This window comes from Nonomuraea sp. NPDC052265, assembly GCF_044547985.1.
GTDB lineage: Bacteria > Actinomycetota > Actinomycetes > Streptosporangiales > Streptosporangiaceae > Nonomuraea.
On the sequence record NZ_JBIUBJ010000020.1, the window covers coordinates 133,456 to 141,698 of the forward strand.

Genomic DNA, 8,243 nt, shown 5'->3' on the forward strand with positions numbered 1-8,243 from the left:
GAAAACGGGCTTCAGCACCTGTTGACCGTCACAAAGTGAAGGTCAGGCCGCCGGACGCGTCAGTGGGAGGGCCGGTGCGGGTCGGCGTGGATGTGCGTGCGCATCCCCTGCGGGTCGAACAGGATGAGCAGTTCGACCGTGCCGCCGTCGGCGCTGCCCAGCCAGTGGGGCATGGACGTGTCGAACTCGGCCGCCTCGCCGACCGGCAGCGTCAGGTCGCGGTCGCCGAGGACGAGCCGCAGGCGTCCGGTGAGGACGTAGAGCCACTCGAAGCCGTCGTGGGTCTGCGGGGTCGGTTCGAGCGGCTCGGGCCGCGCGGGGATGATCATTTTGAACGCGTGGATCCCGCCCGGCCGCCGGGACAGGGGCACGAACGTCATGCCGAACCGGGTGATCGGCTTGAGGTGGATGCGGGGGTCGCCGGTGCGCGGGGCGCCGACCAGGTCGTCCAGCGGGACGTCGTAGACGCGGGCCAGCGGGAGCAGCAGTTCCAGGGTCGCCCGGCGCTGCCCGCTCTCCAGCCGGGACAGCGTGCTCTCCGAGACCCCGGTCGTCGTCGCCAGGTCGGCGAGGGTGATGCCGCGATGACGACGCAGCGCGCGAAGGCGCGGCCCCACCGCGCCCAGCACCTCGTCCATGTCGTCGCGCACGAGGGCATCTTGCCATAACCGCAAGTTTTCGTGCCAGATCGGGAGGCCGCTGGTCGGATGGAGCACACACCGACAGAAGGAGTTCCCGATGAGCGAGTTCTGGGACGGCGTGTATGCGGCGCGTCCCCCCGCCACCGATCCGCGGCCGAACGCCCGCCTCACTGAACTGATCACGGGCCTGCCGCCCGGCGACGCGCTGGACCTGGGATGCGGAGCGGGCGGCGACGCCCTGTGGCTGGCCGGCCGGGGGTGGCGGGTCACCGCCGCCGACATCTCGGCCGTGGCGGTCGAGCGGCTGGCCGCCCTGGCCCGCGGGCACGGCCTGGACGACCGGCTCACCCCGGTACGTCACGACCTGGGGACGTCCTTCCCGCCCGGCGCGTTCGACCTGATCTGCGCCCATTACCTGCACACCCCGGCCGGTCTGGACCGGGCGGCCGTCCTGCGCAGGGCCGCGCACGCCCTGCGCCCCGGCGGACGGCTGCTGGTCGTCGACCACGGCTCGACCGCGCCCTGGTCGTGGGACCAGGACCCCGGCGTACGCCACCCGAGCCCGCAGGAGGTCGCCGCGGACCTCGCCCTGGACGCGGCGACGTGGAGGACCGAGCGGGCCGACGCGCCCCGCCGCCTGGCCACCGGACCGGACGGGCGCACCGCCGAGGTCACCGACCACGTCCTGCTCGTCCGCCGGACCGGCTGAGACCCGCACAGAACCAGGAAAGGAGATGCCCGTGCGCCGCCGCGACACCCCGCCGCCCCGCACCGGAAGCAGCGAGACCGAGACCCTGCGCGGCTTCCTCGACTACCTGCGCTCCTCGATCGCCGCGAAGGTCGAGGGCGCCCCCGAACCGCAGGCGAGGACCGCCGCCGTGCCCTCGGGCACGAACCTGCTCGGCCTGCTCAACCACCTGACCCACGTCGAACGCGCGATCTTCCTCGGCGAGGAGGTCGCCTCCTGGCCCGCGACCTTCACGGCCGCGCCGGCGGACAGCGCGGCCGACGTCGTCGCCCGCTACCGGGAGGCGGTCGAGCGGGCGAACGCCGTGCTCGACACGTGCGCCGATCCCGGCGCGCCCGTGCCCCGCCCGCGGCCGGGCCGTCCCGCGCCCAGCGTGCGATGGGCGCTCACCCACATGATCGAGGAGACCGGCCGCCACGCGGGGCACGCCGACATCCTGCGCGAACTGATCGACGGCACGACCGGCCGTTGACCCCACGACTCTCCTCAGGACAGGACCACATGATCACCGCACCACGGCCGGTGCCGGGCCGCCTCGCCCGGTCCGCGCGCACGGTGGCGACCGTCGCGCTCACCCTCCTGCTCTCGCTCGGCGCCGCCGCCTGTTCGACGCCGACCGCCGCCGGCCCCCCTTCGTACGCCGCCGCCACCCGGGACGATCCGCGGTTCGGCAAGACGTTCCGGCACGAGTTCGCCGACGTCGACGGCGTCCGGATGCACTACGTGACGGGCGGCGGCGGCTCGCCGGTCGTGCTGATCCACGGCTGGCCCCAGACCTGGTACGGCTGGTGGCCGATCATGCCGGAACTCGCCAGGCACCACACCGTCTACGCCGTGGACCTGCCGGGGCTGGGCGACAGCGACGGCTCGCCGACCGGCTACGACAAGGCCACCCTGGCCGGGTACGTGCACAAGCTGATCGCCGACCGGCTCGGGATCCGGGACGCCGCCGTCGTCGGCCACGACTTCGGCGCCGCGGTGGCCTTCCAGTACGCCGCCCGGTTCCCCGGCGACACCTCCCGCCTCGGCTACCTCGACCTGCCGCTCCCCGGCCCGGCCGTCGACGCCGCCACGTACCGGTCGCTGAGCTGGCACATCGCCTTCCACTCCCAGCGGCGGGTGCCCGAGGCGGTGGTGGGCGACGACGTCCGCGAGTACCTGGCGCTGTTCTACCCCCAGGTCTCCTACGGCGGGACGGCGTTCGGCGGCACCTCCGACCGGTCCCCGTTCACCGACGCCGAGATCACCGAGTACGCCAGGACCTACAGCCGGCCGGCGGTCCTTTCGGGCGGATTCGAGCTCTACCGCGCCCTGGACAAGGACGTCCGCGACACGACGGCGGCGGCGCCGGTAGGCGTCCCGGCCCTGCTCATGACCGCCCAAGGGCAGCTCGACGCGATCCGGGGCACGGTGTCCGCGCGCCTGACGAAGATCGTCCGCGCGGTGGACGTCCCGCGCGCGGGGCACTGGCTCGTCGAGGAGAACCCCCGCTTCGTCGTCGCGGAGCTGGAACGTTTCCTCGACGGCTGAGCCGGCCGCCGGGCGTCATGACCCGGGCGGCGGGTCCACGCGTTCGAGCTTGGTCCAGCCGGTCCAGCCGCGCCGACGCAGCAGTTCGATCAGCCGGCGGGCGGGCGGGACGGCGTCGAACGCCAGGCCGTCCATCAGCTGGGCGAACGACGGCTCGACGTCGAGGTCGTCCATGTAGCCCGCGCCCCTCTCCTCGGCCAGCCGGGTCAGGTGGGCGGCCAGCTCGTCGGCCAGCCCGGCCAGCCGCGGGTCGTCGGCCGAGCGCGTGAGGGCCTGGCCCAGGGTGCGGAAGAAGCCGATGAAGGCGGGGTCGGCGATCTGCTCCCGTTTGCGGGCCATCCAGTCCGGTACGCGCCCGGGCGAGTGCGCGGCCAGCAGGATCCAGCCGTCGCGTTCGGCCTGGACGATGCGTTCGTCCACGCCGAGCGCCCGCAGCCGGTCGAGGTAGTCGACCACCTCCGGCGGCAGCGCCAGGCCGTCCCCGGCGGCCAGCCGGGCGATGCTCTCCCGGTGCCGCCGCCGTTGCCGGATCTCGGCGAGCAGCCGCCGGTCGATGTCGGCGAGCGCGGCGGCGAACTCCTCCTCGCCGGCCCGCAGCAGCTCCCGCACCCGCGCGAGCGGCACCCCGGCCTCGGCCAGGGTGCGGATCCTGATCAGCTCGACCACGGCGGCGGCGTCGTACCTGCGGTAGCCGGAGCGGTCCCGCTCGGGCTCGGGCAGCAGCCCCTTGGCGTGGTAGTGCCGCACCGCCCGCACGGTCACTCCCGCGTACGACGCCAGCTCGCCTATGGTCAGCATCGGACCAGCCTCCCAGGTGTCGTCAGGAGGCCGCCCGGCGGATGATCCGGGCGACCTGCGGGGCGTGCGTGAAGACCAGCCCGTGCCCGGCGTCGAGCCAGGTCGTGGCGATGTGCGGCCGCCGCAGGACCAGCCGCTCGATCCCGGCCCGCCAGTTCCGGTTGAACCGCGCCGCGCGCCCGCCGCCCTCGCCCGCCATCGACGTTGACATGATCATGCTGATCGGCCCGTCGATCCTCTCGTACCGGGACAGGATCTCGGACCGGACCGCGTCGATCTCGACGTTCAGGTCCAGCAGGTGCTCGGCGGTGAGCAGCACCTGGCGCGGGGTGCCTCGCTCGGCCTGCTGCCGGGCGGCCAGTTCCGCCCACATCGCGCGGAACTCCGGCAGGGCGTCCTCGGTGAGGAACGGCTCGGGCACCGGGTTCGCCCCGTCGATCAGGACGAGCCCGGCGACGCTCCCGGGGTGCCCGGCGGCGTGGTGCACGGCCAGATCAGCCCCCAGCGAGTACCCCACCAGCACGGGAGCCGTGTCGAAGCCGAGCCGTCCCACCTGCGCCATCACGGCGTCCAGGTCGCCGAGGAACGCCTCGAACGAGTACCGCCCGGCGGCCGAGGTGAGGCCGTGGCCCCGCAGGTCGAAGGTCACCACCTCGTGGTCGCGCCGCAGCAGCTCGATCAGCTCGGCCAGGCCGTCCTGGGTGGAGTTCAGGCCGGGGCACAGCACCAGCGGGCGTCCCCGTCCGCCGCGGGACAGGGGGATCGTGACGCCGTCGTGGTGGACCGTCAGGCCATCGGACGGCGTGGGGTTCGTACGGGTTGTCGTGGTCATGCCGCCATGCTGGGACCTTGACCCTGCGTCAGGGTCAAGCCGGCACGTCTGATCCGGGACCGGACGCTGCGCCTCCAGCCGTTCACCAGGTTGCGTCGTGCGGATCGCGACGCCCTCGGCGGCAGGGCGTACACGCTGACCGGGCCGCAGTCGCTCACGTTCACCGACCAGATCGAGACCCTCTCCCGCGTCACCGGGCGGGACATCGCGATCAAGCCCGTCACCAGGCAGGAGTGGAAGGCCGAAGTGGCGCAGCACATGGACGGGCCCCTCGCCGACGCCCTGTCGGACTACTGGCAGAGCTGCGACGGCCGTCCGGCCGAGCTCACCTCGGTCGTCGGGGAACTGACCGGGCGGCCCGGACGGACGTTCGCCTCCTGGGCCGAGGAGAACCGGGCGGCGTTCCTCGGCTGAACAGGTGCCCGGTCACGACCTCGGCGGCCTCGTCGCCAGGCGGGCCAGAGCCGTCGTGAACCGGGCCGGGCGCGGTAGCTTGGGCGGCATGGAGCACATCGTTGACGGGTCCGGAGCGAGGGGCCCGGGCCGCGTCCGCACGAGCCCTTGACCGTCGGACAGAGAGCGGAGCCGCGTGTCGACGGGGGTGGGCGCCGGCTGGTGGTGGGACTGGCAGGCGTGCTCTTGGTGCTGACCGTCGGCGATGTGCTCGTCTTCGGTGGAGCGCACACCGGTGACCAGGCGGTCTTCCGTGACGGACTCCCCCCTCGCTCGGGCGCCTGGCACGCCTTCTGGCGGGTGCTGGTGATGGGCGGCCAGTACTGGCTGGTCGGCTCGGTGGCGGCGCTGGCCACGGCCTGGCTCGCGTGGCGGGCGCGAAGCCTGCCCCTGCTGCTGGCCGGAGGGCTGTGGCTGGCGGGCGGCGAGCTGGTGATCCGCGCCCTGCAACTGTGTTTCGGTCGCACGGCGCCGCTGCGCGGGGTGGACCTGTTGTTCGCCGAGGCGGCGTCGTTCCCCTCCGGGCACGCGGCCAACGCCGCAGCGTGTCTGACGTTCGTCGCGGGCGTGTCGTCGGCACCGCCTTGGCTGAGGACGGCCGCGCACGCCTGGGCGGTACTGGTCGCGATCGCCGTGGTGACCTTGGGCTATCACTGGCCCTCCGACGCGGTCGCCGGGTGGGCGCTGGGGATCTTGCTGGGCCGGCTGGGCCGTCACCTCGTCCAGCGCTTCGGGCCGTCCCGGGGCGCGTGGACCACCTCGCGCGGTGGCGGGCGATCCAGAACGTGATCATTCCGACCTCGGCACGCACGAAACGGGCAGCAGGGGCTAAATGCTGCAACTGTCACATCGGACATGACTCGCGGGTGGCGGCCGTCGCCGGTGATACACAGCGACGACGTCGAAGGGGTCTCGCCGTCCTGGACGAGCGTCAAGCTCGACAACGTGCGCTGCGGCTGAACCTTCCGGCGCCGAGCACATCCGCGCCCGACCGGTCGCCCCTGGCCGCTCGCGGGGCCCGAGCGGGAGACCTTGATGGTGGTCGACGTGCTCTATCCCGGCTGGGTGCCGTTCAAGAACCTCGCCGTCTCCCAGGACGTCCCCGGCTGGCTGCGGGCCCACGACATCGCCATGCGATATCCGTGGCGCACCCTCGTCGGCGGCCACCTCGGCCGCCTCGGCACCCGCGCCGACGGACACCTGCAGCAGCAGTACCTTGCCGACCTGCGGGCCAGCGTCCGCGACACGGTCTCCCGCCTCGACCCGGCGCCGTTCTTCGACAAGTACGGTTCGGCGGGCAACGCGGCCCAGCTAGCCCTGCCGGCGGTTGGCTCGCCACTCCGGGGCGAGCAGCGACCAGACCTCCACGTCGTGCCGTTCGCCCCGGTGGGGGTAGCTTTCGCGCAGTACGCCGTCCCGGGTCATGCCGAGCCGCCGGGCCACGGCGATGCTGGCCGTGTTCCCCGCCGCAGCCTGCCACTCCACGCGGTGGATGCCGCGCTCCTCGACGGCCCAGTCGATGATCACCCGGATGGCCCTGGTCACCAGCCCCTTGCCCGCCGCCGACGGCTCCAGCCAGCAGCCGGCCTCGGCGGTGCCCTGCCCGACGTCCATCGTCCGGAACAGGACGCCGCCGACCAGTTGGCCGTCGACCCAGATGCCGTAGATGCGCCCGATGTCGGCCGCTGTCTTGTCCGCGTACCGCTGCAGCACCGACCTGGCCGACTCCAGGTCGGTGACGAGGTCGGGCAGGGTGATGAACCGTCCGATGAACTCGCGTCCCCGGTCCATGTGGCTCAGGAACTCCTCGGCCCGCCAGGGCTCCAGCGGACGCAGCTCGGCGCCGTCATCACCCAGGGAAATCGCGAACATCGCTACCTTTCCGCCCATCTTCCACCCGTTTGTGCGGAGATCTTCTCACGGGGACGAGCCGATCGGCTGCCGGACGACACTCGCCCGCGGCACGGTCGATCCGGCCCTGCACCGGCCGGAGGACTCCGGCCACATCCCGGCGACCATCGAAAAGCTCATACACCCCGGAAACAGGCTTCCGACTTCACTGGAGGCATGGCCGCGGGGATGACACGCCCTGAGGGAGGGCCTGGCGTCGCCCTCGCGCGCGCTCAACCAGGGCGGGATGAAAAGGGAGCGAGCTGCGGCGCGCCGAATCTGAGCCTGACCGCGTCGGTGGCCAAGGAGGCCGGGCTGAGCGCCGTCGTCAGCCAGAAGACCGATTTCGAGGGCACCCCCATATGGGTGTACTACGGGGTGCCGGACTCCTTCAAGCTGGGCGGCATCGAACTGCGCAACGTCCCCGTGAGCTGGTCGTCGACGGAGTCGGGGGAAGACGTCGGCACCGACGGCGACGGCATGATCGGCACGCGGGTCTTCCACCACCCGCTGACCACGTTCGACTACGCGGGACGGCGGCTGATCCTGCGCCGCCGCACCCCCGAGACGGCCAGGAAGGCACGCGCCGCCGCCGCCCGGGCGGGGGCGGGGCCCCTGCCGATGTGGCTGGCCCGTGACCACAACGTCCACAGCCTGGGCAGCGTCACCGGCTCCGGCCCACGGGTGGTGGGGGTGTCACCCTCGACTTCACCGACATGAACCTCTACATCGCCCGCGGCAAGGCCGCCTGATCATCCGGACGTGAAGGAGCCCCGGCCGGATGACCGGCCGGGGCCCGCTACCCCTGAGTCCGACGGTCAGAGCGTGATGCTCCAGGAGTCCAGGAAACCGGTGTCACCGGCGTAGACGTCCCTGATGTCGAGGGTCCAGGTGCCGGCGGCCTGCTGGCTGACCGGGACCGAGAAGGTCCTGGTGCCGTACTGCGTGCAGGAGGTGCCGCCGTAGGGGTCGACCATGTAGTAGGTGCCGCTCGGGCCGCGGAGCCGGATGTTGAGGTCCTCGGCGCAGGTGTGGCTGATCGTGATGGACACGCTGACCGGGGAGGTCGCGGTGCCCGTCGCGTTGGACGTGATCGCACTCCGGGTGGTGGAGTAGTCCCTGATCTGGTAGTCCGTGTCGTTGGTGAACGTCCGGCCGCCGGGGCCGCCGGTTCCGACCGTCAGGGTGAACGTCGCGTTGTGCGTGGTCGTGCCGGTGCCCGTGACCGTGATCGGGTACGTGCCCTGCGCGGTGGAGGCGCCGACCGACAGCGTCAGCGTCGAGGAGTTGCCGGAGGTGACCGAGGAGGGGTTGAAGCTGGCGGTGGTGCCGCTGGGCAGCCCGGTGGCGG

11 protein-coding genes are annotated in these 8,243 nt (G+C 72.7%); 6 read left to right on the top strand and 5 right to left on the bottom strand.

The annotated features are described in order from the left end of the window. Positions 1-59: 59 nt before the first annotated feature. Entirely contained in the window at positions 60-638 is a 579-nt protein-coding gene (locus ACIHAD_RS39295) for a helix-turn-helix domain-containing protein (RefSeq protein WP_397359864.1), read from the bottom strand. 100 nt (positions 639-738) lie between these two features. Here ACIHAD_RS39295 and ACIHAD_RS39300 point away from each other — a divergent pair, with 100 nt between their 5' ends. The 3 genes from ACIHAD_RS39300 to ACIHAD_RS39310 are packed head-to-tail and all read left to right on the top strand — an operon-like array spanning position 739 to position 2,919. Beyond that, the gene (locus ACIHAD_RS39300; RefSeq protein WP_397359851.1) at positions 739-1,350 is read left to right on the top strand and encodes a class I SAM-dependent methyltransferase; all 612 of its coding nucleotides are present in this window, start codon (positions 739-741) and stop codon (positions 1,348-1,350) included. 31 nt (positions 1,351-1,381) lie between these two features. Further along, positions 1,382-1,861, top strand: coding sequence for a DinB family protein (locus ACIHAD_RS39305; RefSeq protein ID WP_397359852.1), 480 nt, complete (start codon positions 1,382-1,384; stop codon positions 1,859-1,861). 29 nt (positions 1,862-1,890) lie between these two features. Continuing rightward, complete coding sequence (locus ACIHAD_RS39310) at positions 1,891-2,919, top strand: alpha/beta fold hydrolase (RefSeq protein WP_397359853.1); 1,029 nt, start codon at positions 1,891-1,893, stop codon at positions 2,917-2,919. A 15-nt stretch (positions 2,920-2,934) separates the two neighbouring features. On the opposite strand, the gene ACIHAD_RS39315 is transcribed toward ACIHAD_RS39310, so the two are convergent. Both ACIHAD_RS39315 and ACIHAD_RS39320 read right to left on the bottom strand, forming a co-directional pair. After that, the gene (locus ACIHAD_RS39315) at positions 2,935-3,717 is read right to left on the bottom strand and encodes a MerR family transcriptional regulator (RefSeq protein ID WP_397359854.1); all 783 of its coding nucleotides are present in this window, start codon (positions 3,715-3,717) and stop codon (positions 2,935-2,937) included. A 22-nt stretch (positions 3,718-3,739) separates the two neighbouring features. Beyond that, on the bottom strand, positions 3,740-4,549 hold the full coding sequence (locus tag ACIHAD_RS39320; protein WP_397359855.1) for an alpha/beta fold hydrolase: 810 nt from the start codon (positions 4,547-4,549) through the stop codon (positions 3,740-3,742). 90 nt (positions 4,550-4,639) lie between these two features. On the opposite strand from ACIHAD_RS39320, the gene ACIHAD_RS39325 reads away from it, so the two are divergent. Together ACIHAD_RS39325 and ACIHAD_RS39330 are read left to right on the top strand one after the other, a co-directional pair. Beyond that, positions 4,640-4,963, top strand: coding sequence for a hypothetical protein (locus ACIHAD_RS39325; RefSeq protein WP_397359856.1), 324 nt, complete (start codon positions 4,640-4,642; stop codon positions 4,961-4,963). A 201-nt stretch (positions 4,964-5,164) separates the two neighbouring features. Next, on the top strand, positions 5,165-5,791 hold the full coding sequence (locus tag ACIHAD_RS39330) for a phosphatase PAP2 family protein (protein ID WP_397359857.1): 627 nt from the start codon (positions 5,165-5,167) through the stop codon (positions 5,789-5,791). Positions 5,792-6,313: 522 nt separating this feature from the next. Here ACIHAD_RS39330 and ACIHAD_RS39335 read toward each other — a convergent pair. Then, a complete protein-coding gene (locus ACIHAD_RS39335; protein WP_397359858.1) occupies positions 6,314-6,874 on the bottom strand; it encodes a GNAT family N-acetyltransferase in 561 nt (186 codons plus the stop codon). 315 nt (positions 6,875-7,189) lie between these two features. On the opposite strand from ACIHAD_RS39335, the gene ACIHAD_RS39340 reads away from it, so the two are divergent. Continuing rightward, a complete protein-coding gene (locus ACIHAD_RS39340; RefSeq protein ID WP_397359859.1) occupies positions 7,190-7,612 on the top strand; it encodes a hypothetical protein in 423 nt (140 codons plus the stop codon). A gap of 98 nt (positions 7,613-7,710) precedes the next feature. On the opposite strand, the gene ACIHAD_RS39345 is transcribed toward ACIHAD_RS39340, so the two are convergent. After that, on the bottom strand, positions 7,711-8,243 hold a 533-nt coding region (locus tag ACIHAD_RS39345), incomplete at its 5' end, for a proprotein convertase P-domain-containing protein (RefSeq protein ID WP_397359860.1).